Consider the following 25,709-nt stretch of genomic DNA (forward strand, 5'->3'; position numbering starts at 1 on the left):
AAATGTAATTACTTCTTAGAATTAGATACTTAGATATTCACTGATCGTTTTTAAGACACCAAAATCATCATTTGAAAGTGTAGAAAAGCTGGCGGCAACCTTTACAGAAGGATGAGCATTTTCCATGGCATAAGAATATTTTGATTTTTCCAGCATGGTGATATCATTCATGTAATCTCCGAAAGACATTGTCTGGGACGGTGAAATATTCAAAAGATTCTGCAACTTTTGCAGTGCATTGCCTTTGTTGATGTCTTTATTCATGATATCTAGCCAGTATTTCCCGGATACCACTACTTCCAGATTATTCTCCCGGAATTTTTCAAGGAAAGGGTAAAGATTTTTTTCAGACCCCTCAGGATGATAAACCGCAATCTTGAATACATCATCATCCACCTCTTCTCCCAAGTCGTTTACTTTTTGATTTTCAGTATAATATCTTGTAAAATAATCTACAAACTGCTGATCATCACTTTCATAATAAGCTTTCTTTTTTGCAGACAAAACAGCTCTCGCACCAGGAATTTCACGAATGGCCGCAGTAATGTCAACAATAAATTTATGTTCTAGCTTATCTGCGAAAAGCTCTTTATTTTTATAAATAACATATCCTCCGTTTTCTGCGATAAAACCGATGTCATTTTTAATGTCTTCAAAATATTGGGTAATACCCGACATTTGTCTGCCACTTGCAGGTACAAACAGGATATTTCTTTTTTTCAACTCCTGAAAGACAGCAGAAAAGTCAGGACTTACTTCATAATGTGAATTGAGGAAGGTGCCATCCATATCTGTGACAATCAGTTTAATATCTTTCATAATAGTAATCTTTACGCATAATTTCCCTAAAGTCTCTTGAGGGTAATTCAATTAAAATGTATGATGCAAAGTTAAGTTCTTTTTATTTATCGCTTTTGTAATGTACAACCGAAAGATTCTGCAGTATTTCTGCGCTCTGTTCCGGCGTGATGTCACGTTGTGGTTCTGCCAGCATTTCATAGCCAACCATAAATTTTTTCACCTCTGCATTCCTTAATAAAGGCGGGTAAAAATGCATATGAAAATGCCATTCAGGATGAGGTTTCCCATCTGTTGGCGATTGATGAATTCCGGCTGAATACGGAAAAGAAATCTCAAAAAGATTGTCGTATTTTGTGGTTAAATCTTTCAATATCTTTGAGAAAGAAAGCTTTTCTGCATCGGAAAACTGTAAAATGTTTTCAGCTTTTCTTTTGCTGACAACCATCGTTTCGTAAGGCCAGATTGCCCAAAATGGAACTAAAGCCACAAAATCCTCATTTTCAAGAACGATTCTTTCTTTTACTTCCAGTTCTTTTTTGATATAATCTTCAAGAAGCGAGCTTCCATTTTTTTCATAATATTTCTTCATGTTTTCCTGCGTCTTCAAAACCGTCGACGGAATTGAAGCCTGTGCCCAGATTTGGCCGTGAGGATGCGGATTGCTGCATCCCATCACACTTCCTCTGTTCTCAAAAATCTGAACGTGACTGATATAATCTTCAGAACCCAACTCTTCATATTGTTCCTGCCAGACATCCACAACTTTTTTGATGTCGTCTGCTTCCATTTCCGGTAAAGTGAGACTGTGGTTTTCAGAAAAACAAATAACTCTGTTAATCCCGCGTTCTGGTTTTAATGTAAAAAAATCCGACTGTTCCTCCGAAAATTCAATATCATCTTTCATCAGAGAGCCAAAATCATTATCAAAAACATACACGCCTTTGTAAACGGGATTTCTTTCACCATTTACCCGTAGATTTCCGGAACATAAATAACAATTCGGATCGTGAGCAGGAAGTTTTTCTTCGGCTACCTTTTCGGTTTGCCCTTGCCAGGGACGGTTTGCCCTTTGCGGAGACACCAGAATCCATTCATCCAAAAGAGGGTTGTATCTTCTGTGAGGATGCTTTTTTTGATTAAATGACGAATTTATTTCTTTTGTATTCATTGATTCCATCCGATATTTTTACACGATACACTTTCATTTCGATATTATAATACGTTTTGTATTTCGTACTGATATTTTTAATCACTTCATCTACATTTTCATCCTTAATAAGATTGATGCTGCATCCGCCAAAACCTCCGCCCATTATTCTTGCGCCTGAAACACCCTCTTCCTTTAAAGTTTCCTCTACCATAAAATCCAGTTCCTTACAGCTTACTTCAAATTCAGTCGAAAGCCCGGCATGTGTTTCGATAAGAAGCTCACCCAGATATTTCACATCGCCTTCTGACAAAGCTTTGGCAGCTTTTTCAACCCTCTTGATCTCCTTTAAAAGGTAAAGGCATCTTTTGTAGGATGTCTCTCCTATTTCTGCCCTCACTTCCTCCAACATTGAAAAACTGAAATCTCTGAACTTCTCTATTTCAGGGAATTTCTCCCATAATTTCTTTTTTCCTCTATCAACATCTTCTCTCCTGTCATTGTAACCGGAAGTGAGATGCGTATGTTTTACACAACTGTCGAAAAGCACCAGGCTGTAGCCTTCCAGATTCGCATCGAAATACTGATGTTCCAGAGAATTGCAGTCCAGCATGATCACTTGATGTTCTTTACCGAAAACAGAGGCAAACTGATCCATAATTCCGCATTTTACGCCAACAAAGGTATGTTCGGATTTTTGCCCGATCAATGCCAGATCTTTCTTTGTTAAATTTAAATCAAAAATTTGGTTGAGAATAAAGGCAAATCCGCATTCTAAAGCCGCTGAAGACGATAAACCGGAGCCCATTGGGATGGTGCTGCTAAAAGCGATCTGTAAGCCGCCGATCTTTTTTCCCTTTTCCTGAATAGCATTAAATACACCCAGTAAATAATTAACCCAAACCTGTGAAACCGGAGTTTGTTTTTGGTTGATGTTAAAGCTGAAAGAATCGTCAAAGTCTATAGCAAAAAAAGTACAGGTTTCCGAATCATCAATTTTTTTCACAGCAAAACAAATATGTTTGTCAATAGCTGCAGGGAGCACAAAACCGTCACTGTAATCGACGTGTTCACCAATAATATTAATTCTTCCCGGGGCCAGAAAAATGCTTTCCGGCTCTGACTTGAAGACAGATTGGAATGCTTCTGTTGTATAATTAATTAATTTTTCCATCATAAATGACTGCAATTTATACTTTTTAGATGAATTGAGTCTTATTACAAAACACAAATATTTTATGTTAATCGATTTGCTTTCTTTTCATCACTTTTTTTGTAGCTTCTACAATGTCATTGGCTGTGAGCCCGTATTTTTCCATCAGTTGATCGGGTGTTCCGCTTTCACCAAAGCTGTCATTTACAGCAACATATTCCTGCGGCGCAAGATATTCTGTGATCAAAAGCTGGGCAACACTGTCGCCCAAGCCGCCCAATCTGTTATGTTCTTCGGCAGTAACGACACATCCTGTTTTTTTAACTGATTTAAGAATTGCTTCAGCGTCTAAAGGTTTGATAGTGTGAATATTAATAATTTCAGCATCAATTCCCTGCTCTTCCAGGATTTCTCCGGCTTTTATCGCTTCCCAAACCAAATGTCCTGTTGCTATGATTGTTACATCTTTTCCTTCGTTTACCATCCAGGCTTTCCCGATTTCGAATGTTTGATTTTCATCCGTAAAAACAGGAATTACAGGTCTTCCGAAACGCAGGTAAACCGGACCTTCGTAATCTGCAATCGCAATGGTGGCTGCTTTGGTCTGGTTGTAGTCGCAGGTATTGATAACGGTCATTCCCGGAAGCATTTTCATCAAACCGATATCTTCCAGAATTTGATGTGTTGCACCGTCTTCGCCTAAAGTCAACCCAGCGTGTGAAGCACAGATCTTCACGTTTTTATCAGAATAAGCCACCGACTGACGAATCTGGTCGTATACTCTTCCGGTGGAAAAGTTGGCAAATGTTCCCGTAAACGGAATCTTGCCCTCTGTTGCCAAACCTGCAGCCATACCAATCATGTTGGCTTCCGCAATTCCGATCTGAAAAAAGCGTTCCGGTGCTTTTTCTATGAATTTTTCCATTTTCAATGAACCGATAAGGTCGGCGCAAAGTGCTACAACATTCGGATTTCTGTCTGCCAATTCAGCAAGACCGGCTCCAAACCCGCTTCTTGTATCTTTTTTTTCTGTGTAGGTATATTTTTTCATTGTGTGACTTGTTGAAATGATTTTAATGTAGATTTTACATTGCTATGCTGCCCAAATATTTAAAATTAATAATCTCCCAAAGTTTCTTCGAGCTGGTCTAATGCTTTTGCCAGTTGCTCGTCATTAGGTGCTTTACCGTGCCAGGCGTGACTTCCCATCATATAATCGACACCATGACCCATTCCTGTTTTCAGGAGAATGCAGATTGGCTTTCCTTTTCCTGTCAATGATTTTGCTTCGTCCAGAACGTTGAGAATTTTTTCCATATCGTTTCCGTTTTCAACTTCGAGAACTTTCCAGTCGAAGGCTTCAAATTTGGTTTTAAGATTACCTAAAGAAAGGACTTTTGAAGTGGGTCCGTCAATCTGCTGACCGTTATAATCTACCGTCGCAATCAGATTATCGACCTTGTTGTGGGAGGCATACATGATGGCTTCCCAATTTTGCCCTTCCTGCAATTCGCCGTCACCGTGGAGCGTAAACACTAAATTCTCATCTTTGTCCAGCTTTTTACCAACCGCATGACCGATTGCCACCGACAAACCCTGCCCAAGAGAACCTGATGCTACACGCACACCGGGAAGATGCTCATGGGTAGTCGGATGTCCCTGCAATCTTGAATTCAATTTTCTGAAAGTTGCCAATTCCGATTTATCAAAATACCCTGCATGCGCCAAAACGCTGTAAAAAACAGGAGAAATATGACCGTTGGAAAGATAAAATACATCTTCCCCTTTTCCACTCATATCAAATCCTTCCTTTCTTTTCATCGCATCAAAATAAAGCGCGACCAAAAAATCTGCACATCCGAGCGAACCTCCGGGATGACCCGACTGGCAGGCGTGAACCATTCTTACAATATCTCTCCTCACCTGTGAAGCGATATTTTTGAGCTTTGTAATATCGTGCTGCATATTATTTCATTTTTTGTGAATCTTTTATAAACTGCTCCAGACCGCTGTCTGTTAAGGGATGTTTCAGCAATGACAAAATGGGTGGCAAAGGACAGGTAACAACATCTGCACCTATTTTTGCACAATTGATAATGTGCATGCTATGTCTTACGGAAGCTGCCAAAATCTGTGTTTCGAATCCGAAATTATCATAAATGGTTCTGATTTCTTCAATTAAATTTAATCCGTCCGTAGAAACATCGTCCAATCTGCCTAAAAAGGGTGAAACATACGTAGCTCCGGCTTTAGCTGCCAAAAGAGCCTGTCCCGCAGAAAAAATCAAGGTACAATTTGTTCTTATTCCTTTTTGGGAAAAATATTTGATCGCTTTAATTCCGTCTTTGATGATGGGAACTTTTACTACAATTTGAGGATGTAGTGCTGCTAACTCTTCTCCTTCTTTAATCATTTCATCATAAGTGATTCCGATAACTTCGGCACTTACGTCGCCATCTACGATATCGCAGATTGTAAGGTAATGATTAAGAATATTCTCTTTTCCGGAAATTCCTTCTTTAGCCATGAGAGAAGGATTGGTCGTAACGCCATCAAGAATACCCAAAGCATTGGCTTCTTCTATCATAGCAAGGTTGGCTGTGTCTATAAAAAATTTCATAAAATATATTGTTAATTCATTTAAGTGTTAAAAATACACTTATAAATTTATCCACACAATTTTTATCTAATATTTTAAACTAAAAAATCAGGAAATAAGAATGTAAGTGATTTTAGTTAAGAGTTTTAGTTATGATGTCCCATATTTAATTTAATCTTCTTCAAATCATCCAATTCATAAACAGGGCGCTCAATGTCATAAGGAATCGGCATTTTTGAAAACGTCTGGAAATACAACAGACAGGCATCTTTCCACCAAACGGCATCTCTTGCCTGAATTTTTAATTTTGCCTGAATGTGCTGAAATCGTTCTTCATCAACAAAAGGCTGCACTTTGTCCCAATCTTTTTGATATTCGCGTACGTTTTTTACGCCTGTATCATATTTGTAAGATAATTCTTCCCATAAGGTTTTTCCGTCTTTCATCTGATAATTCCACGGAACATGATGAAACCACAGAATAAGGTTTTCCGGACAGGTTTTGATATTTCCATAGATGTCGTTTAATGGAGGGAAATAATTAGCCACTGCATTACTTCCTGATTTTGTACGGTCGAAACCGATTCCCTGTTGATTCGCCTGATGATAATACACCGGCGACCAGTCTGGTCTGCCGCCTTTGTAATCTCCCCACGGTTCAGGCCCGTAATGGTGTCCACCTGCGAAAATATGATGAAGACCAAGCGGCATCATGTAATCTACCGCTGTTTCTCTTGAAGTGAGCATCATTTCTTTTACAGGTTTGAGGAATTTTTCATCATCGTTAAACGTCATTTTTAACCATTCATCAGCAATCTGTTCAGAAGTCAGATCGTGATTCCACGCCAAACGTCCGAATGCATACCAATTGGCCTGTGCAAAATGATGACCTGTCCAGTTTTTATCTTCTCCAATGTTGGCAACACCTGCAATTGCTGTTAATGTATGTGGCCTTAAAGTACCGTCCGTAATTTTAGCAATGGTAGAATTTTTTCCATCAGAATAGGTATCGCTATCTAAAGTTTCCTTAAACAATGGTGCAAGATAAACCAGATGATTAGCTTGCCCCAGATATTCCTGAGTAATCTGGAATTCAACCATTTCGGGTGTTTTTCTCAATGCTCCAAAAAGCGGATTGAACGCTTCACGGGGCTGAAAATCAACGGGGCCATTTTTGATCTGAATAATGACATTATCTCTAAATTTACCATCAAGAGGTACAAACTCCAGATAAGCCTGTTTTGCACGGTCTTCTTTACTTGGACTGTAAACAAAAGCCCTCCACATCACGATTCCACCGTAAGGTTTCAGAACATCTGCCATCATATTGGCGCCGTCTGCGTGCGTTCTTCCATAATCCTGCGGTCCGGGTTGTCCTTCGGAATTGGCTTTAACCAAAAATCCTCCGAAATCGGGAATTAATTTATAAATTTCTGCAGCTTTATCTTTCCACCATTTCTGAACCTCTCTATTTAAAGGGTCAGAATTTTCCAATCCACCTAAAACTTTGGGTGATGAAAAATTAACAGATAAATAAACTTTGATTCCGTAAGGTCTGAAAATATCTGCCAACACCTTTACTTTTTCCAGATAGTCTTTTCTGAGCATATTCGGAGATGCATTCACATTATTGAGAACGGCCGCATTAATTCCAATCGAAGCATTAACTCTAGCATATTCTTCATATCTCGGCGAAATGGTGTTTGGCAAATCTTCCCATTTCCAAAGCGAATGTCCGGCATAACCACGCTCAATTGTTCCGTCCAGATTATCCCAATGATTAAGGATTCTGACGTCATACGAAGGTTTTTCCGTAATATCAAGATTGGTAATGGATGATTTCGTCTGCTGTAAACGTAAAATATGATAGACTCCGTAAAGCAATCCGATTTCCTTTTCGGCAGAAATAACCAATTTGTTCTGAACCGATTTTATCGTATACCCTCCTTTTAAATTTTTCAATGATTTATCCGTACGAAGCTCAATTTCCTGACCTTGCCAATAATTTATTAATTCTTTTTTAGCAATTTGTAAAGTTGGATTGTTTCCTTTGGATAAAATCTTATCTGCTGAAATTCCATTTTTCGCGGGAAACCGAAGCCAAAGCTGACTTCCGTCTTCTGCAAAAACCGTGAACGGAATTATTAAAAATAATATGATGTACAGCCTGAAATGTTGCATTGTTAAATATTTCAATTATTTAAATTTTGGCTAAAGCCAAATTGTATATCTTTTTTTTAAACGGGCTAAAGCCCGTTCCTATTGATCATTCTTCCAAACCTTCAATGGTCTTAATTTTACCGTCGCTGTCGTACTCAAGTTCAATAACTTTCATACTTCTGAGCCAGGTTTTTCCTTCGCTTGGAACAGAATCATGGAAGAACAGATACCATTTCCCCTTAAATTCAACAATACTGTGATGGGTTGTCCATCCAACGACAGGTGTTAAAATTTCTCCCTGAAAAGTAAATGGACCATAAGGATTGTCTCCTGTTGCATAACAAATCAAATGCGTGTCGCCGGTAGAATATGAAAAATAATATTTGCCGTTGTATTTGTGCATCCATGAGGCTTCAAAAAATCGGTGTTTGTCACCGTGAAGCAGAAGATTTCCATTTTCATCCAGAATCAGAACGTCTTTCGGTTCTTCTCCGAATTCCAGCATATCATCGCTTAATAAAACAACTTTAGAAGGGATTGCCGGTTCATTTTCATTAGGAAGAATGGCCGATTCAAGGGCTTTGTTATTTCTGTAGCGTTGTAGTTGTCCGCCCCAGATTCCACCGAAATACATATAATGTTTTCCGTTTTCTTCAAAAATACAAGGGTCGATGCTGTAACTTCCCATCATCGGGTGTTTCTCCGGAACAAACGGTCCGTAAGGTTTATCGCTTACTGCAACACCGATTCTGAAAATATCATTTTTATCTTTTAAAGGAAAATACATATAATATTTGCCGTTTTTATATGCCACGTCGCAATCCCACAACTGTCTTCCCGACCAGGGAATATCCTTCACAGAAAGCACAACTCCATGATCCGTAATCTCACCGTTTTCCACATCGTCTAAAGAAAAAACATGATAATCATTCATATCAAAATGGTCGCCGTTGTCATTTTCTTCCATTCCGCTTTCCCAGTCGTGAGAGGGGTAAATGTACAATTTGCCTTCAAAAACGTGTACGGAAGGGTCTGCCATATAATCTTTAGGGAATAGATATTTTGCTTTTTTCATTGTTTTAATATAGATATTTAGATGATAGACTGATAGATGATAGACTTATTTTTCTTTTGTTAATTGAATAATTTTTTCCACTACAGGTTTTGTCTGATTGTTACGGTCAAAAAGTAAAGGGTAATCGGTTCTGCCTTTTACCGGGAAATCGTTTTTCCAGGATTGGGCATCGGTAGTTCCCCACAAGGTCACCCTCCTGATTTTGTCCTGATGTTTGATGAATAACCGGAAAAAATCCAGATAACGGTTTTCCCATTCTGTTTTTACATTTTCGGGAAGTCTGGCTGTGTAAGGATTCATTTTTGCTTCGTATTCTACCTTATCTGAAACGTTGGCAGAAGTTCCCCAAGGTGAAGGAAGTGCGCTGATTTCCATTTCGGTAATATTTACTTTTATGCCGTTTGCTGCGTAAGCTACGATTGCTTTTTCGTATTCATCAAGTGATGGCGTATCGAGACCAACGTGAGTCTGCATTCCTACTCCATCGATTCGGATTCCTCTGGATTTCAGGTTCTGAACCATTTTACTGACGGTCTGAACTTTTCCTGAATGCCATTCGTTGTAATCGTTGTAATAAAGTTCTGCATTTGGGTCCGCTTCATGAGCATATTGAAATGCCAAGGGAATAAATTCTTCACCAAGAATCTCATAAAATTTACTTTTACGGTAAGTTCCGTCTTCCATGATGGCTTCGTTGACGACATCCCAGCCTTTCACACGGCCTTTGTATCTCGTAACCACCGTTGTGATGTGATTTTTCATTCTTTGTTTTAAAACTTCCGGAGAAACGTCTTTTCCGTCTTTGTCTACGAAAAACCATTTGGGTAACTGCGAATGCCAAATCAACGTATGACCGATGATAAACATTTTGTTTTTCTCTCCAAAAGCAACAAATTTATCGGCATCATCGAAAAAGAATTTTCCTTCTTCTGGCTGCAGAAACATTGATTTCATACAGTTTTCGGCAACGATGGAGCTGAACTGTTTTTTGATAATCTCAACAGACTTTACATCCTTTTCATAAATCTGCGGAAGGCTCATCGCTGTTCCGATGTAGAATTTATTTTTGAATGCGTCTTTCAGAGTATCGTCAGAAGTCGCCGTGCCTGCTGTCTTGCATGAGACAGTGAGGGTTAAAATTCCTAATAATGCTATTATTTTTTTCATAAGATTTTTATTTTCATTCGGTTTCAGATGAAACTTGTTATAAATTTTGGCTAAAGCTTTTTTTTGCCTTTATTGAAAAAAGTAAAGTCCGTTCTTATTAATTTTCTTCTTTAGCGACGAATCACTCGCAGCCCGGCTTGAACGGAGCTCTTTTTGTGGAGCGAAGCGGAACAAAAAAGCGGGAGCCCTTCGACTTAGCTCAGGATAAATTCAGACGGAAATAGCTGCCCAAATTTTTATTATATTATTAATCTTTCGCTTTTCTTCTTTCTTTAAGATCCTGTTCGATTTTGATTTCCATTTTTTTGTTGATTTCGTAAAACATCAGCAATCCGCACGCTAAAAAGAACGGAATGGACGGAAATACGCTGACCAGCATTTTTGCTCCGGCTGACACGCTTTCCGGCTGAACAACCTTCATTGCACCTTCTGAGGAAATGTAACCGTACTGACCGATAATATAGGCAACTAATGAGCTTCCGATGCTTAAACCAACTTTTAACCCAACCATCATTGCCGAGAAAATAATTGCGGTAGCGCGTCTGTTGTTTTTCCACTCGGAATAGTCGGCAACATCGGCAATCATAGCCCAAAGCAAGGGTGTTCCGATTCCGTAGAAGAAACCGTGTAAAATTTGTGACAAGAACATCAATCCCACTGATTTTGGCGGGTAAAATATAAATGCCAGTACAAATAAAGTTGAAATAAACAATGAAGCGATGAACGCATCTTTTTTACCATATTTGTCAGCAAATTTTTTGGAAAAAGTAATCCCGACAATCATCATAATGATTCCCCCTGCGTTAAACAATCCGAAACCTGCTGAACGAGGGTCTTCTCCGAAGAAATTCATTCCGATAGAATTGAAGAAATTAGTGATCGGTGATATAAATTGCTGAAGTGAAGCTTCGTCTACATAATTGTTGAAATAGTAAACATACGAACCGCCTTTCATCGCCAATGTAATGAAAATCAACGCCGTAACCGTTAACATAATAATCCACGGCTTGTTTTTCTTTAAATCTTTTAAATCAGCACCTAAAGTAGATTCCTGTTCCGGTTTTGGAATGACTCTTTCTTTTGTGGTGAAGAATGTTATCAGCAACATTACCGTTCCAATAATCGCCAGCCAGGTCATTACAACCTCGATTCCGGCTGCTTTATCGCCGTGTCCTGCAGATAAAATAATAGGCAGCATAAATACCTGAACGAAAAACTGCGCAAACATTACAGCTACAAAACGGTAAGATGAAATACTGTTACGTTCACCCATATCACCTGTAATCACGCCACTTAAAGCAGCATAAGGTAAATTATTGGCGGCATACAGCAATAATAAAACAGAGTAAGTGACTGCCGCGTAAATCATTTTTCCTTTATACGAAAAATCGGGTGTACTAAAGGCCAAAAGCGCCGCTGCACCCAAAGGAATGGCCGTTAATAAAATCCAAGGACGGAATTTTCCCCATTTTGTGCGCGTTCTGTCTGCCAAAGCACCAATTAAAGGATTAAAGACAAAACCAGCCAATAAGCCGACGGTGAGTGTAATGATGGAGGCATCTTCCGGTTTTAATCCGTAAATATCTGTGTAGAAATAAGCTAAATACGTTACAAGCGTCTGGAAAACAAGATTAGCTGCCAGATCTCCTAAGCTGTAGCCGATTTTCTCAACAACGGATATTTTTTGGGATGAGTTGTTCATATAAATTAGATATTAGATGATAGACAAATAGATAATAGATTAAAATCTTCTGTCTTTATTTTTATTATGTTTTAATAATTATTCTGTTGTAAATGGCGATGCGGGAAGTCCGGCTTTGTTTTTAAGGTTTCCGTCGGGATTGTCTGCCCAGTCGTATCGTACTGAAACAGGACTTGAAACGGTGTCATTCCAAACGATAACTCTGTTGCCTTCGATTTTGGCTTTTGCCCATTCATACTTTCCGTCTTGTCCTTTGATGGCGAAGCCTTTCAGCTCTGAAACAGGTGCAAAATCATCAGTTCCATTTTTAAAGGAAAGAATAATTTTATTTCCTTCCACTTTCATTGACTGATACATCGGTCCGTCTGCGATGATATTTTTTTTATCAGCAACCTTCAATGCCTGCAAAGCCAATCTGTCGCCAACCGATTTTTTGTTTAAAGGATGAATATCGTTCCACTCTCCCAAATCAATAATTACGGCAAGTCCGGTATTCGGAACTGATAGCGAAACCTGACGCTGTTGGTCTCTTAATTCTGCCCAATTGCTTTCTACAGGCTGCGTTTTTGGTTCCATAAAATTTGCCAATTGTACTGTGAAGAAAGGCATATCTTTCTGGTTCCATTTATTTCGCCAATCCAAAATCATTGTGGTCAGCAGATCGCCGTATTCTTTTGGTTTTCCGGTGTTGCTTTCTCCCTGATACCAAATGGCGCCTTTGATATTATAATTAATTAAAGGATTGATCATTGCATTGTACAGTCCGGTTGGTTTCCAACGAATGAAGGTTTGTCCTGGAGCCATTTTTTCCATTTTAGCTCCGATTTTATATTTCCATTCGGTTTTTAAATCTATTTTATTTCCCTCAATTTCAAGATAATAAGGTTTGTCAGCGATGAACTGCCCTTTCCCGCTTCCATTGGTAATCCTTACAGCAATGATGTTTTTGCCTTCTTTTAAAACGCCTGCAGGAATATCGTACCAACGTGGCGGATATTCATAAGTTACATTTCCTACTTTTGTTCCGTTGATGTAGGTAACATCGGCATCTTTTATTCTTCCTAAATTTAAAAAAGCGGCTTTTCCTGCCTGATTTTTAGTTAAATTAATTTCTTTTCTAAACCAAACCGAACCTTCAAAAGAACCTTCTTTATCTTCCCAAGAACCGGGAATCTGCATCGTCTTCCAATCAGAATCGTTTAGGTCGAAGTTTTCCCAGTATTGATTCAGTCCGATATCACTCTGGTTAAGTTCTGTGTACCAGGCTTTGCTCATTGCCTGTTCGGTAGATTCCGTCGACTTTATCAGCTCATCATTTTGCCATTTTTTCGCTTCATCCAGATATTCAGGGTATTTTTTCAGAGAATTTTCATCCATCCACGCCTGAATCGGAGAACCACCCAAACTAGCGTGAATAATACCGATGGCCACTTTATTTTTCTGGCTTAATTCTTTTGCGAAAAAATAAGCAACACCCGAAAAATTAAGAATCGTCTGTGGATTTGTCGCTTCCCATTTTCCGCCATCAAGCTCGGTCTGAGGTGATTTAAAATTATATTTTTGAGGAACCGTAAAAAACCTGATATTCTGATTATTTGCATTTTTAATTTCGTCAGCATAAAGAGGAGTCAGTCTGCGCATCGGCAACTCCATATTCGATTGTCCGGAAGCCAGCCAGACGTCGCCTATGAGAATGTCTTTCAATGTGATTTCATTGATGGTCATCGTGTAAGGACCTCCGGCTTTCTGCTCGGGAAGTGTGATTTTCCAGTTTCCGGTTGGGTCAGCGATGGTTTTGTAATTTTTATTGAGGAATTTCACTTCCACTTTTTCTCCTGCATCAGCTTTTCCCCAAACATTCAGTTTTTGGTTACGCTGCAAAACCATTCCGTCTGAAACCAGTGCCGGAAGTGTAATTTTGGCTTCAATAAAAGAAATGCATAATGAGCCTACGAATAAAATTAATATTTTAAAAAAGATTCTGTTTTTCATAGTAAATTGAATTCTGCAGTTTATTTTTAGTTTTTATCTGGCATTTGGGTCAATAATCTTACTTCAATGATTTTCGGGGTCAAAGATTTTTCATTTGTATTAAATTTTACATTTAGAATTTCCTTGTGACTCTCAGATTCAGGAATCGGGATTAATAATATTTGCGGAGAACTGCCCAGTTTTCCTTCGAAATTTTTAGAAATCACCTTCACTCCATTGATTTCCGCATTCAAAGTCCGGTTGTTATTGGCATCGAAATAAAGAAGATAAAGGTATTTTGCATTCTTATCTTTGTTCCTCATCTGATAGCTGAACCAGCCTTTTGCCTCACGGAAATGGCGGTCTTCCATATATCCGGTATTGGAATCTTTGCTGTCGATGAAATGGTCGGATTCCGGCTGCTGCTCACCCAACTGAATTTTATCAGTCGTAATGTTGTCCAGTTTTCTGATTTCCTCTTCTTCTTTGATTTTCTGTTTCTGAATCATTTCAATTTTATCCTGATTCGCCTGCGGAAAATAAATAATGTAACGTTCTTCCTGAATTTTATAAAACGGAACCAATTCTAATCCGTCATTGAATTGATTCTGAGGATACAATCCTTTTAATCTGAAGGTCAGATCTTTTCCGTTAATCGTTTCCAAATGGCTTAAAACAGAATCTGAACTTCCCAAAATAGTCGGAATTTCATTCAAAGGAATCTGCGGACCGTGCGCAATGTGTCCGCCTCTGCTGTCATCGGCGAAAAGTCCGTCCTGATTTTCTTTTCCGTATTTGGCAGCCAAAACGACAGGACCATATTTGAAGGCAAAATAATCCGAATGGTCAGGAAGCTGTTCTGCGGAAAGGTGCATTGGCATTTTCATTTCGATAACGTCTCCTTTCTTCCATTTTCTTTTGATGGTAAAATACCCTTCAGCATCTACAGGAACGGTAATATTTTTATTATTTAATGAAATGGTAATTTGAGAGGCATTTGCCCATTCCGGTGCTCTTAATTTTAAATTTATATTTGATTTTGAAGCAACGTCAAAAACTAATTTTGTCGATGGATTTTCAGGGAAATTATTTTCCTGTCTCAAAACCAATTTCTTTTCTGACCATTTTAAAATGGAAGGAATAAAAAGGTTCACATACAAATCTTCATCAGAATATGCATAAATCATTTCACCATATTTGGCGTGATTCTCCATTCCTGAACCTACACAACACCAAAAGCTGGTTTCCGGCTGAGAATATACTCTGTAATGACCGGGACGCATCGGTGTAAAATACACAAAACCACCTTTTTCAGGATTTTGCGTAGAAAGAATATGATTGTATAAAGCTCTTTCGTAATAATCTATGTAAGACGATTTTGGATTGGTCGCATACAATTCTTTGGAAAGTTTCAGCATATTATACGTATTGCAGGTTTCGGGACCTTCGATACTTTTAATCATTCCGCTGAAATCATTGATGGGATTGAAATGCTCGCTCACACTGTTTCCTCCGATAATTGCTGACCTTTTTTGCGTGACATTCGTCCAGAAAAAATCGGCAGCATTACTCCATTCTTTATTATTTTCCAAATCTGCAATTCTTTTGAAACCAATCACTTTCGGAATCTGTGTATTAGCGTGGATTCCTGTGAGTTTGTCTTCACCATTAAGCAATGGGTTTAAAATGGCGAGATGTGAAAAACGATGGGCAAGCTTGAGGTATTTCGGATTTTTTGTGATGTCGTAAACATCAGCGAAAACTTCATTCAAACCGCCGTGCTCGCTGCGAAGCATATCCTGAATCTGTTCATCGGAAAGTCCGGAAACTTCATCTGCCATCCAATCAGTGAGTTTTATCAGCATCTTTTTTGCCTTCTCACTGCCTGCATACCAATAGGCATCGCGTAAACCTGAATATATTTTGTGAATATTATACAGCGGAACCCATCTGTCATTCAACCCGAAAGTTGCTGCCCTGATATTTCCATCGGCAATTTCTTTCCAGGCTTTTTTACCGTTCGGAACTCCTGATAGATAGCCGTTTCCTGAAAGATTCTGGCAACGTTCCAGCTCATCGATCATATAATCCAGACGCTGTTTGACTTTCGGATCACCCGTCGAGGCGTACATCAGCGATAAAGCTGATAGGTAGTGTCCTCCGATATGACCATCCAGTCCTGTATTTTCCCAATTCGGATAATTTTCTTTTTTAGGTTTTAGCCCTGCTTCTTTCAAATAGGGTGCAAGAAGACGATCGGCATCCATCGACAGGATATATTTCTCATCTGTCTGCATCGCCTTACTGAATACACTTTCAGACAAATGAACTTTATTAAGCGAAAAGTAGCTAACATTTTTCTTTACCTGCCCAAAGACAATGGTAGTAAAGCCAAAAAGTAATATCACTGATGTTTTGTTCATTAATAAATGTTATTTCTACATTTATAAAAATAAAAGAAAGTAACCAGATAGCAAACAATTTTCATCATTTTGAAATATTACCATTAAAAAAAACATTTTGAACAGGTGAAAAAATTTCAAAAAAACGCTACCTTATCATAAAAAACAAGAATAGACAAACAATAGAAGATCAATTAAATAAATATAATTTCATCAGAATCAAAATAAATATCATTTGTTTATAACAAACCTATAAAATTTATACAGGGACTTATCGTATTTATATAATATCCCCCGAAATAATTTGAGTGAAATCAGTTATATAAATTTTAACATATTTTTAACATTGCATTCATATAGGATTTATAGTAAATCTGGCAAATAAATCGTCTTATTGATAAAAATAATTCTCCAAAACATGCTTCGGAACCGATAATTTTTCAAAAAGAATTAAAAGAGAAAGATAAAGTGTAGTATTTACATTTATTTTACATTTCATACTAAAATTTATTCTAAAAAATTTTAACTTTGCATAAATTCATTTTGATGGAAGAAAATTATCTTACTTATCCTAAACATTTTGTGGCAGTTGACTGCATTATTTTCGGTTTCGACGGGGATGACCTGAAAATTCTTCTGGTGCAAAGAAATTTTGAACCGAAGAAAGGAGAATGGTCTCTTATGGGAGGCTTTATTGATGATAAAGAAAATTCTGACCAGGCTGCCAATCGTGTCCTCAACACATTGACCGGGCTTGAAAACATCTATCTCGAGCAACTCAACACCTACACAGAAATTGATCGTGAACCTACCGCCAGAATTATGTCAATTTCATACTATGCTTTGATTAATATTCAGGATAATATTCAGATCAATGAAAAATACAGTGCCAAGTGGTTTGACTTTAAAGATCGTCCCGACCTTATTTTTGACCATAATGTGATGGTAAAAGATGCAGTTCTCAGACTGAGAAGAAGAGCAACCACAAGACCTATCGGTTTTGAGCTGCTTCCGGAAAAATTTACGATGAAAGATCTTCAGAATCTTTACGAAGCGATCTTTGACGAAAAATACGACAAGCGAAATTTTACCAGCAAGATAAACGCTTTGGACGTTCTGGTAAAAACCAATGAAAAAGATATGAGCTCATCTAAAAAGGGGTCTTTTCTTTACACTTTTGATGAAGAAAAATATAATAAGAAAATTTCTGAAGGTTTTATGTTTAAAATCTAGGCTTTAGAGGCTTCCGGTAAATTTCACTTTGATGCCTAACTGAAAATTGGCAATGGTCTTGAAGATTTCAATCAAAGTTACACGTTCTATTTTGGTCAGTTTACTGATTTCGATATAATTATCGGGATTTTTTTTATCAATGGTAATTTGGGTCGCCTGATTTTTTAGCCGAAGTGCCATCAAATAATAATACGATTGATGGATTTCGTTGTACTGCTGTTGTGTGAAAATACCAATTTCCATAAGTTTTTTCATTCTCTCGCCTGTATTTTCTATTTCCAGATGATTCTTCAGTGCGTAGACACGAATCAGATCTACGATTGGGGACATCGCCGTTTTAATATCGAAAACTTCCGATTTTCCGATGGTCTGGGTCTTTATTTTTTTGAAAAAAGTTAAAGGGGGCTCATATTGAAGTGCATTTTTTGCAATATGTGCCAAAAACAGCTGATTGGGCGAAACCAGTTTTTCTTTGATATATGTTTTCAGCTCACGGACAATACTTTCATCACCGTAAATAAAGCGAAAATCAAAAAAAGTAGAAAATTTCATTGCATTTTCCGGCACAGATTCTTCAATCCATTGGCTGTAATTTCTTTTCCAGTGAGAAAGAGAATGTGTCCATTTCGGATTACTGGCCATGAAACCACCTTTACAGTACTCAAAACCAATCATATTTAGATCATCCGAAACTTTTTTGGCAAAATCCAGAAAATATTCTCTTACCAATTCCCGCTGTTCGTTGGCTTTGTCTTCGTAGATGATTCCGTTGTCCTGATCGGTGCTCAGCGTCTGCTCTTTTCTTCCTTCACTTCCGGTGACGATAAAGGCAAATTTTGCAGGCGGTTCTCCTATTTCCCTGATGACTTTTTCTATTACCTTTACGGTTATCGTGTCAGCAATCGTGGTAATGACCTGACTCGCAATTTCGCCATGCACTCCCCTTCCCAAAAGCTGATTGATGATATCCGGAACCTGTTTCCATTTTTTGCGCAGCTCTTCGGCATTTTCTGCCTGCTTTACAGACTGGATAAACACCAGCGGACTTTGCGCCTGTTCGCTCAGCAAACGGTTTCGGCTTAGAAAACCGAGGTATTCTTCATTGTTTTTTACCAAAAGATATCTTGATTTGGTTTTAAACATCATTAAAACCGCCTCATACAAATAGGCATCGCTGGAAATACTTACAATCGGATTATCCATCACCTCCGAAATGGCTATTCCGGAATGCAGACAACGGGCAATAACCTTATCCCGCAAAGTAATATCGGTAGCATAGCCAATAATCTCGTCACTTCCCGTTTTTTTAATAAAAATACAGCTTACTTTATTGGCAGCCATCAGTTTGGCAGCTTCAAAAACGGGTGTATTTTCCTCACAGAAAACAATACTTTTATAGGCAATACTTTCAATTTTCCTAGAATACAGCTGATCGGCTGCAAAATAACTTTCTTCGAAAGTTGCGGGTGTTTTTACAAAATGTGAAAACTCTTCATCCAGCATTTTCTTACCAAAATCTGAAGTGAAATAATGAAAAAAATCCTCATATGCATCGCACAATTCATAAAATTCTTTTCTGGGTAAGGTGTAAACCACAGTTCCTTTTTTGGCAATGGCAGATTTCAGCGCACGCACTCTGTTCAGAACCACCGAAATCCCGCCGAAACAATAAGGAGAATGATGTCTGGTTACGCATCTTTTATTTCCGGCAGCATCGAAAAAGAACGTTTCATATTCCCCCGATGAAATAATATCCACACCTTTCATCTCGGTAACTTCCTGACGATAAGCCAGCGTATCTTTAGAAAACTCGGTTTTAATAAGTGTTTCAGAGATTTCAGCGAGCACTGTTTCGGGTAAAAGATGAAAAGGCTCTGTTATTTTTAATAGTGAAATAATTTTTTCTTCCATCATGATTATTTCATCTTATTCGTTAAAAATTTTAATTTACATTCTATTTCGTGATGAATTTTCTGAAGTTCGTCTTCCGATATTTCTCCTCGGGAACGGATTTCAAAAAAACATTTTGCCGTCATTTCTGCATCAATCATAGCATCGTGAGAGCGTTCCATCTTTTCATTAAAAAGGAAATCGTAAAGCTGTGGCAGGCGAAAATAATCAACGTCAGGGTTTAAAACATAGTCTTTGCTTTTGAGCATTGTGCAGTAAAAATGGCTCTGCTGAAAAGGATTTTCCAAACCTGCTCTGTAAAAATCGCAGCTCAATGTATGAATATCGAATTCTGTGAAGTGTCCCGTAATCAGCGGATGATATTCTCGGATGTCTTCTGAAAGTTTTTTTAAAACAAAGCTTCGTGTTTCTCCGTTTTTGCTTAAAAATTCCCTGGTAATTCCGTGGACTCTGAAGGATGCCACACTGATTTTCAAATTTCCAGTATTAATATAAAAATTTTCTTTTTTAACCAGGTTACCGAATTCATCATACAAAATCCACGAAACCTGAACCGCTGACGGCCAGTTGTCTGTGTCAGAATAAGGCAGATCCCAGCGTTTCGGGATTCCCGTGGTTTCGGTATCGATAAAAAGAAGATATTTTTTCAAAATTTTATTTAAAATTACAAAATCATTAGAATTTTTAACAAAGAACTTGTCTAAACTTTTATTTTAAAAGAGACAAAAGATCTAACACATTGGTTATTTAAGTTCATTATTAAACTGAAAATAAGAACACATAAGTTAAAAAAATATTTGATTTTTATTCTTTGCAGCCTTTAATTTAAACAAACTAAAAAAGGGATGCCAATAATGACATCCCTTTTTAAATATTTTTAAGTTACCAGAATCTTACGTAAAGTGCGGTCAGTAAAAGAACCGTCACTACAATCATAACCAAAGTTCTAGAATCTACTTTAAACATTGTGACATCTATTGCAAAAGCTTTCGGATTCACTTTCGGGCCAGCAAGACTTATCATTACCATCACAGCAACCGTGATAACGAATGACCATCCCATATTAATCAAAAACGGAATTTCTGTAATCGTATGAACGACACCGTTTTCTAATTTCTCATAGGTAAAAGCAGTGTATAGCCAGGTTTCTTTCCCGAAAATATCTACGGCAAAACTGTTGAAGAAAATCGCCAGTAAAAACCCTAGAAGAACACCGACCAAAGCTGCTGTTCCTGTCGTTCTCTTCCAGAACATTCCCAAAAGGAACATCGCAAAAACCCCAGGACTGATAAATCCTGTATATTTCTGAATGAAGGTAAAACCTCCTTCTCCTCCGATTCCCAAAACATCCGTCCAGGTAAATGCCAAAGCAACGGCCATTGCAACAATAATCGCCCAGCGCCCCGTTCTTACCATCTCAATTTCGGTCGCATCTGCTTTCAGGTATTTTTTATAAATATCTAAAGTGAAAATCGTGGAAATACTGTTTACTTTTCCAGCCAAAGAAGCTACAATGGCTGCGGTAAGTGCTGCCACTGCAAGACCTTTAAGTCCGGTTGGCAAAAATCCTAAAATAGCTGAATAGGCACCGTCCTTCACCCCATTGAAACCAGGCAAATGTCCTTTTGTGTATAAAACATAGGCTGCAATTCCCGGAAGCATCACAATAATCGGCATGAATAACTTCAAAAATCCTGCGAATAAAATTCCGGTTCTTGCGGTTTTCAAATCAGCTCCCAAAGCACGTTGCGTGATATACTGGTTGCATCCCCAATAATTCAGGTTTACAATCCATTGCCCTGCAAAATACATCGCCAAGCCCGGTAGAACCACATATTTCTGAACATTCAGATTTTCCGGCATTGCCAAAGTAGTCGTTGTGGTCTTTGGTTTATCAAGAATTAATTTAAAATGTTGCGGTGCTTCATGAATTAACGTCTGGAAACCTGCAAAAGCATTTCCTACAGCGGCTCCGTTGATTCTCTGGTCAACAATCTGAAGTGCCATATAAACCGTTGCAAAACCTCCGATAATTAAAACTGCCACCTGAATAACATCGGTATATCCGATTACTTTCATTCCGCCCAAGCCAATAAGCAAAGCCATCAGAAGCAATCCAACCATGATAATATGAAGATTATCTCCGCCCAGCAAAGTATCGATCGCCAAAGCACCGAGATATAGAATAGAAGTAAGGTTTACAATAACGTACAAAAACAGCCAGAAAACAGCCATAATCAGAGAAACCGATTTATTATAGCGGGTTTCCAGAAATTGGGGCATGGTGTAAATCTTATTTTTAAGATAAATCGGAATAAACCAAACCGCAATGATAATCAATGCAATCGCTGCAATCCATTCGTAAGCTGCAACAGCAATTCCCACGAAAAATCCTTCCCCACTCATCCCAATGAACTGTTCCGCTGAGATATTGGATGCAATTAAACTGGCTCCAATTGCCCACCAAGTGAGTGAACCTTCTGCCAGAAAATAATCTTTGCTGCCTGTCGCTGCAGACTTTTTTCTATTGTAAATCCAAATTCCGTACCCCGCTACCACCACAAAATAAACAAGAAATATGATGATATCAATCGTTGATAAGTTTCCCATAATCTATTTTTTAACTGAGAATTTATAAATCGTTTTAGTTTGATATTTTTGTCCCGGTTTCAGCTCTGTTGAAGGAAAAGAAGACTGATTCGGAGAATCTGGAAAATGCTGGGTTTCCAAGCAAAATCCTGTTCGAAATTCATTTTTTCCGCCGGTTTTTGTGTCAAATTTTCCATCAAGAAAGTTTCCGGAGTAGAACTGAACGCCCGGCTCATCCGTAAGAACTTCCATCACTCTTCCAGATTCAGGATGATACACTTTGGCAATGCTTCTCATTCCGGTTCCATTTAGAATCCAGTTGTGGTCATATCCTTTTCCTTTTTTAAGCTGATCATCATCTGAATTGATATCTTTCCCGATTGGTTTTGAAACTGTGAAATCAAACGGACTTCCCTTTACCGCTTTCTGTTCGCCTGTAGGAATCAACGTTTCATTTACAGGTAAAAATTTATCTGCATTGATTTGCAGTTCATGATCGGTAATCGTTTTTGTGAAGTTTCCTGAGAGATTGAAATAGGAATGTTGTGTAAGATTGACAACCGTTGCCTTATCCGTGGTCGCTTCGTAAGAAATCTCCAAAGCATTGTCATCTGTCAAAGTATATAAAACCGTTGTCGACAGTTTTCCCGGATAGCCTTCTTCGCCATCTGCACTGGTGTAAGTCAACTTAAGAGTCGGAAATTTTGCATCTTTTATAGACTCGATATTCCAGAATTTGGTATGAAAACCTTCTTTTCCTCCATGAAGACTGTTGGGTCCGTCATTTTTATCGATGTCGTAAGTTTTACCTTCCAAAGTAAATTTTGCGTTGGCAATTCTGTTTCCGTAACGACCGATCAAAGCGCCGAAATAATAAGGATTTCCATTAAAATAATCTTCAGGTTTTGTGAAACCTAAAACAATATCTTCATATTTACCGTTTTTGTCAGGTGCTGTGAGCGATGTGATAATACCCCCAAAATTGATGACTTCCAAGGTCATTCCGTTTTTGTTGGTTAAGGTATATTTCTTAATAGAATCGCCTTTTGCCGTTACCGCGTAGTCTGAAACTTGTATGTTTGCCATATTTTCTTTTTGAACCTGATTAGTGGTTTCTTTTTTATTGCATCCGAAAATACATAAAAGTCCAACAATAATAAGGTTATAGTTTATTATTTTCATAGTTTGAATGATATTACAAGATTAACGATAATAAATTTCATTCCAGCGTAATGTGTTCTTAAAATCACGGATTTTTGTATCTTCATCAATAACCAATGATTCGATGCCCGCAATTTCTGCAAAATCTTCCAACTGCTCTGCCGTAATATTTTCACTGTAACACGTGTGATGTGCTCCACCAGCCAGAATCCAAGCCTCTGCGGCCGTGTACAAATCCGGCAACGGCTTCCAAAGGATTCTTGCAACAGGAAGTTTTGGCAGTTCCTCTGTAATTTCCAATGCTTTTGTTTTGTTGATTAACAGTCTGAAATGATTTCCGAAATCCATTAAAGCAGCATTTAAAGAATCAATATTCCCTCTTGAATTGAATACCAGACGAACAGGATCTGCCTTACCACCGATCCCCAACGGATGAATTTCACAAGAAGGTTTGTCAACCGCTAAAACAGGATCAACTTCCAGCATATGAGAGCCTAAAACCGAAGGATTCGAAGGATTGAGATGATAAGTATAATCTTCCATAAAAGCATTTCCGCCTTCCAGACCTTGTCCCATCGTTTTCATGGCACGAACCAAAGCCGCTGTTTTCCAGTCGCCTTCTCCGGCAAAACCATAGCCTTTTTGCATTAACCTCTGAACGGCAATTCCGGGAAGCTGTTCCAGACCGTGAAGATCTTCAAAAGTATCTGAAAAACCTTTAAAATTTCCGTCTTTCAAAAATTTTTCTAAGCCTAATTCTATTCTTGCTGCTGCTTCAAGCGATTTTCTATGGCTTCCGCCTGAAAGAAGAGATTCAGCCATCTTGTAAGAAGCTTCATATTCTTCCATTAAAGTTTTAATCTCACCATCACCAATAGAATTGACAACGCTTACCAAATCTCCGATTCCCCAAGTATTTACCGAAAATCCGAACTTTGTTTCTGCTTCTACTTTGTCGCCTTCTGTCACGGCAACATATCTCATGTTATCTCCAAAACGGGCAAATTTTGCTCCCTGCCAATCGTCCCAGCCAGCTGCAACACGGCTCCAGTCTCCGATTTGTTTTTGAACTCTTTCCTCTGCCCAGTGCCCTACAACTACTTTTCTGTTTTTGCGAAGACGGCTTACCATAAAACCGAATTCCCGGTCACCGTGGGCTGCCTGATTCAGGTTCATAAAATCCATATCCATGGTAGACCAAGGAATATCCTGGTTGAACTGTGTGTGTAGATGCAGCATTGGTTTTTGCAAAGCCGTCAATCCGCGAATCCACATTTTTGCAGGTGAAAATGTGTGCATCCAGGTTACAATTCCGATGCAGTTTTCCGCACGGTTAGCTGCCGTTAATGTTTCAAAAATTTCTTCGGTTGATTTTACGGTTGGCTTAATAATAACTTTTACCGGAATTAATGAAGATTGATTAAAAGCTTCAACAATTTTCTGTGAATGTTCTGCAACCTGAGCTAAGGTTTCAGGACCGTATAGATGTTGGCTTCCGGTGATGAACCAGATTTCTTTTGTATTGAGAGGTGTTAACATATTTTTAGTTGATGGTTGTTTGTTGTTTGTTTTTACTGTTGCGTTGTCATTCCAAAGAACGAGGAATCTCTATTTGTTATATTTAAATGTGATTCTTCACTACACTACGTTTCGTTCACAATGACAAACTTTATTTTTAATTTTAATTACTGTCCGTAGTAGGCATTTTTGCCGTGTTTGCGTTCATAATGTTTTTTGATGAGAGAGTCTTTCAGGCGTGGTGCATCAGGATTGATCTGTCTTGTTCGATACGCCATTTCAGCAATGGTTTCCAGAACTTTGCTGTTGTAGACTGCTTTATCAGCATTTTTACCCCAGGTAAACGGTCCGTGGTTTCCGATAAGTACCATTTCAACTTCTTCGTAAGACAGTTTTTTTTCTTTGAAGCAATCTAGAATCTGGATTCCAGTATTGTATTCGTAATTTCCTTCGATTAAATCGTCGCGCATTGGAGGTGCACAGGGAATATCTGTCGTTAAATGATCTGCATGTGTGGTTCCGAAAATCGGAATATCCATCTGAGCCTGCGCCCAGGCAACGGAATAGATCGCGTGTGTATGAGAAATTCCGCCAATGTTTTCCCAGTTTTGGTAGAGGTAAGCGTGGGTTTTGGTATCGGAAGACGGTCTTAATTTTCCTTCTACCACATTGGCATCGTAATCCAGAATGACTATGTCTTCAGGTTTCAGGATCTCGTAAGGAACCCCGCTTGGTTTGATAGCAAAGATTCCTTTTTCACGGTCGACAGCACTCACGTTTCCGAAGGTGTAAACGACAAGCTTCAATGCGTCCAGCTGCATATTGGCTTCGTAACATTCTCTTTGAAGTTCTTTATAGATGCTCATTTTTTATTATTTTTTGATATTTTCTTTTCTTCACAATGCATAGGTTTCACCTATGGCTATTCATATTGAACCCTTCAGGTTCTTTTTGGAAAGTTGAATTGCACGCAGCCCGGCTTGAGCGGAAATCCTTTTTTTTGCATTAGCAAAAGCGTGGGCAAAAAAGATTGGGAGCGGAAGACGGATAAAGCTGCCATAATTTTTTTGGTTATTGGTTTTTAGTTGATGGTTTTTTAGTTGATGGTTTTTAATAATTAT

Annotated in this window: 19 protein-coding genes; 1 reads left to right on the top strand and 18 read right to left on the bottom strand. The window is 38.3% G+C overall.

The annotated features are described in order from the left end of the window. Nucleotides 1-21: 21 nt before the first annotated feature. From BMX24_RS08420 to BMX24_RS08475, 12 genes are all read right to left on the bottom strand, one after another. Complete coding sequence (locus tag BMX24_RS08420) at nucleotides 22-819, bottom strand: HAD family hydrolase (protein WP_089791584.1); 798 nt, start codon at nucleotides 817-819, stop codon at nucleotides 22-24. Between the two features lie 82 nt (nucleotides 820-901). Next, nucleotides 902-1,969 carry a UDP-glucose--hexose-1-phosphate uridylyltransferase gene (locus BMX24_RS08425; RefSeq protein WP_317040873.1) on the bottom strand — a complete coding sequence of 356 codons (1,068 nt, stop codon included), beginning with the start codon at nucleotides 1,967-1,969 and terminating at the stop codon, nucleotides 902-904. Further along, nucleotides 1,938-3,125, bottom strand: a complete 1,188-nt coding sequence (gene galK, locus BMX24_RS08430; protein WP_089791586.1) for a galactokinase — start codon at nucleotides 3,123-3,125, stop codon at nucleotides 1,938-1,940. The genes BMX24_RS08425 and galK overlap by 32 nt, the downstream gene beginning before the upstream one ends. A 64-nt stretch (nucleotides 3,126-3,189) precedes the next feature. Then, nucleotides 3,190-4,152 carry a transketolase family protein gene (locus BMX24_RS08435; RefSeq protein WP_089791587.1) on the bottom strand — a complete coding sequence of 321 codons (963 nt, stop codon included), beginning with the start codon at nucleotides 4,150-4,152 and terminating at the stop codon, nucleotides 3,190-3,192. 65 nt (nucleotides 4,153-4,217) lie between these two features. Then, on the bottom strand, nucleotides 4,218-5,066 hold the full coding sequence (locus BMX24_RS08440; protein WP_089791588.1) for a transketolase: 849 nt from the start codon (nucleotides 5,064-5,066) through the stop codon (nucleotides 4,218-4,220). A gap of 1 nt (nucleotide 5,067) precedes the next feature. After that, nucleotides 5,068-5,721: a fructose-6-phosphate aldolase gene (fsa, locus tag BMX24_RS08445; RefSeq protein ID WP_089791589.1), complete on the bottom strand. Its 654-nt coding sequence runs from the start codon at nucleotides 5,719-5,721 to the stop codon at nucleotides 5,068-5,070. 125 nt (nucleotides 5,722-5,846) lie between these two features. Further along, nucleotides 5,847-7,880 carry an alpha-glucuronidase gene (locus BMX24_RS08450; protein ID WP_089791590.1) on the bottom strand — a complete coding sequence of 678 codons (2,034 nt, stop codon included), beginning with the start codon at nucleotides 7,878-7,880 and terminating at the stop codon, nucleotides 5,847-5,849. An 85-nt stretch (nucleotides 7,881-7,965) separates the two neighbouring features. Next, nucleotides 7,966-8,934 carry a glycoside hydrolase family 43 protein gene (locus tag BMX24_RS08455; protein WP_089791591.1) on the bottom strand — a complete coding sequence of 323 codons (969 nt, stop codon included), beginning with the start codon at nucleotides 8,932-8,934 and terminating at the stop codon, nucleotides 7,966-7,968. 45 nt (nucleotides 8,935-8,979) lie between these two features. Continuing rightward, nucleotides 8,980-10,101: an endo-1,4-beta-xylanase gene (locus BMX24_RS08460; RefSeq protein ID WP_089791592.1), complete on the bottom strand. Its 1,122-nt coding sequence runs from the start codon at nucleotides 10,099-10,101 to the stop codon at nucleotides 8,980-8,982. Between the two features lie 247 nt (nucleotides 10,102-10,348). Beyond that, on the bottom strand, nucleotides 10,349-11,803 hold the full coding sequence (locus BMX24_RS08465) for an MFS transporter (RefSeq protein WP_089791593.1): 1,455 nt from the start codon (nucleotides 11,801-11,803) through the stop codon (nucleotides 10,349-10,351). 78 nt (nucleotides 11,804-11,881) lie between these two features. Next, complete coding sequence (locus BMX24_RS08470) at nucleotides 11,882-13,795, bottom strand: sialate O-acetylesterase (RefSeq protein ID WP_089791594.1); 1,914 nt, start codon at nucleotides 13,793-13,795, stop codon at nucleotides 11,882-11,884. A 26-nt stretch (nucleotides 13,796-13,821) separates the two neighbouring features. After that, complete coding sequence (locus BMX24_RS08475) at nucleotides 13,822-16,197, bottom strand: glycoside hydrolase family 127 protein (RefSeq protein WP_089791595.1); 2,376 nt, start codon at nucleotides 16,195-16,197, stop codon at nucleotides 13,822-13,824. A gap of 525 nt (nucleotides 16,198-16,722) precedes the next feature. On the opposite strand from BMX24_RS08475, the gene BMX24_RS08480 reads away from it, so the two are divergent. Beyond that, on the top strand, nucleotides 16,723-17,409 hold the full coding sequence (locus BMX24_RS08480) for an NUDIX hydrolase (protein WP_089791596.1): 687 nt from the start codon (nucleotides 16,723-16,725) through the stop codon (nucleotides 17,407-17,409). Nucleotides 17,410-17,412: 3 nt separating this feature from the next. Here the strand turns inward: BMX24_RS08480 and BMX24_RS08485 are convergent, their stop codons facing one another. The 6 genes from BMX24_RS08485 to BMX24_RS08510 form a co-directional block, all read right to left on the bottom strand. Next, a complete protein-coding gene (locus BMX24_RS08485; RefSeq protein WP_228404742.1) occupies nucleotides 17,413-19,323 on the bottom strand; it encodes a DUF294 nucleotidyltransferase-like domain-containing protein in 1,911 nt (636 codons plus the stop codon). Nucleotides 19,324-19,325: 2 nt separating this feature from the next. Next, a complete protein-coding gene (locus tag BMX24_RS08490) occupies nucleotides 19,326-19,970 on the bottom strand; it encodes a 3'-5' exonuclease (protein ID WP_089791597.1) in 645 nt (214 codons plus the stop codon). A gap of 232 nt (nucleotides 19,971-20,202) precedes the next feature. Beyond that, complete coding sequence (locus tag BMX24_RS08495) at nucleotides 20,203-21,930, bottom strand: sodium:solute symporter family transporter (protein ID WP_089791598.1); 1,728 nt, start codon at nucleotides 21,928-21,930, stop codon at nucleotides 20,203-20,205. A gap of 3 nt (nucleotides 21,931-21,933) precedes the next feature. Further along, entirely contained in the window at nucleotides 21,934-23,091 is a 1,158-nt protein-coding gene (locus tag BMX24_RS08500) for an aldose epimerase family protein (protein WP_089791599.1), read from the bottom strand. 21 nt (nucleotides 23,092-23,112) lie between these two features. Continuing rightward, nucleotides 23,113-24,609 carry an L-arabinose isomerase gene (araA, locus tag BMX24_RS08505; RefSeq protein ID WP_089791600.1) on the bottom strand — a complete coding sequence of 499 codons (1,497 nt, stop codon included), beginning with the start codon at nucleotides 24,607-24,609 and terminating at the stop codon, nucleotides 23,113-23,115. 146 nt (nucleotides 24,610-24,755) lie between these two features. Continuing rightward, on the bottom strand, nucleotides 24,756-25,454 hold the full coding sequence (locus tag BMX24_RS08510) for an L-ribulose-5-phosphate 4-epimerase (protein WP_089791601.1): 699 nt from the start codon (nucleotides 25,452-25,454) through the stop codon (nucleotides 24,756-24,758). Nucleotides 25,455-25,709 lie beyond the last annotated feature (255 nt).

This window comes from Chryseobacterium wanjuense, assembly GCF_900111495.1.
GTDB lineage: Bacteria > Bacteroidota > Bacteroidia > Flavobacteriales > Weeksellaceae > Chryseobacterium > Chryseobacterium wanjuense.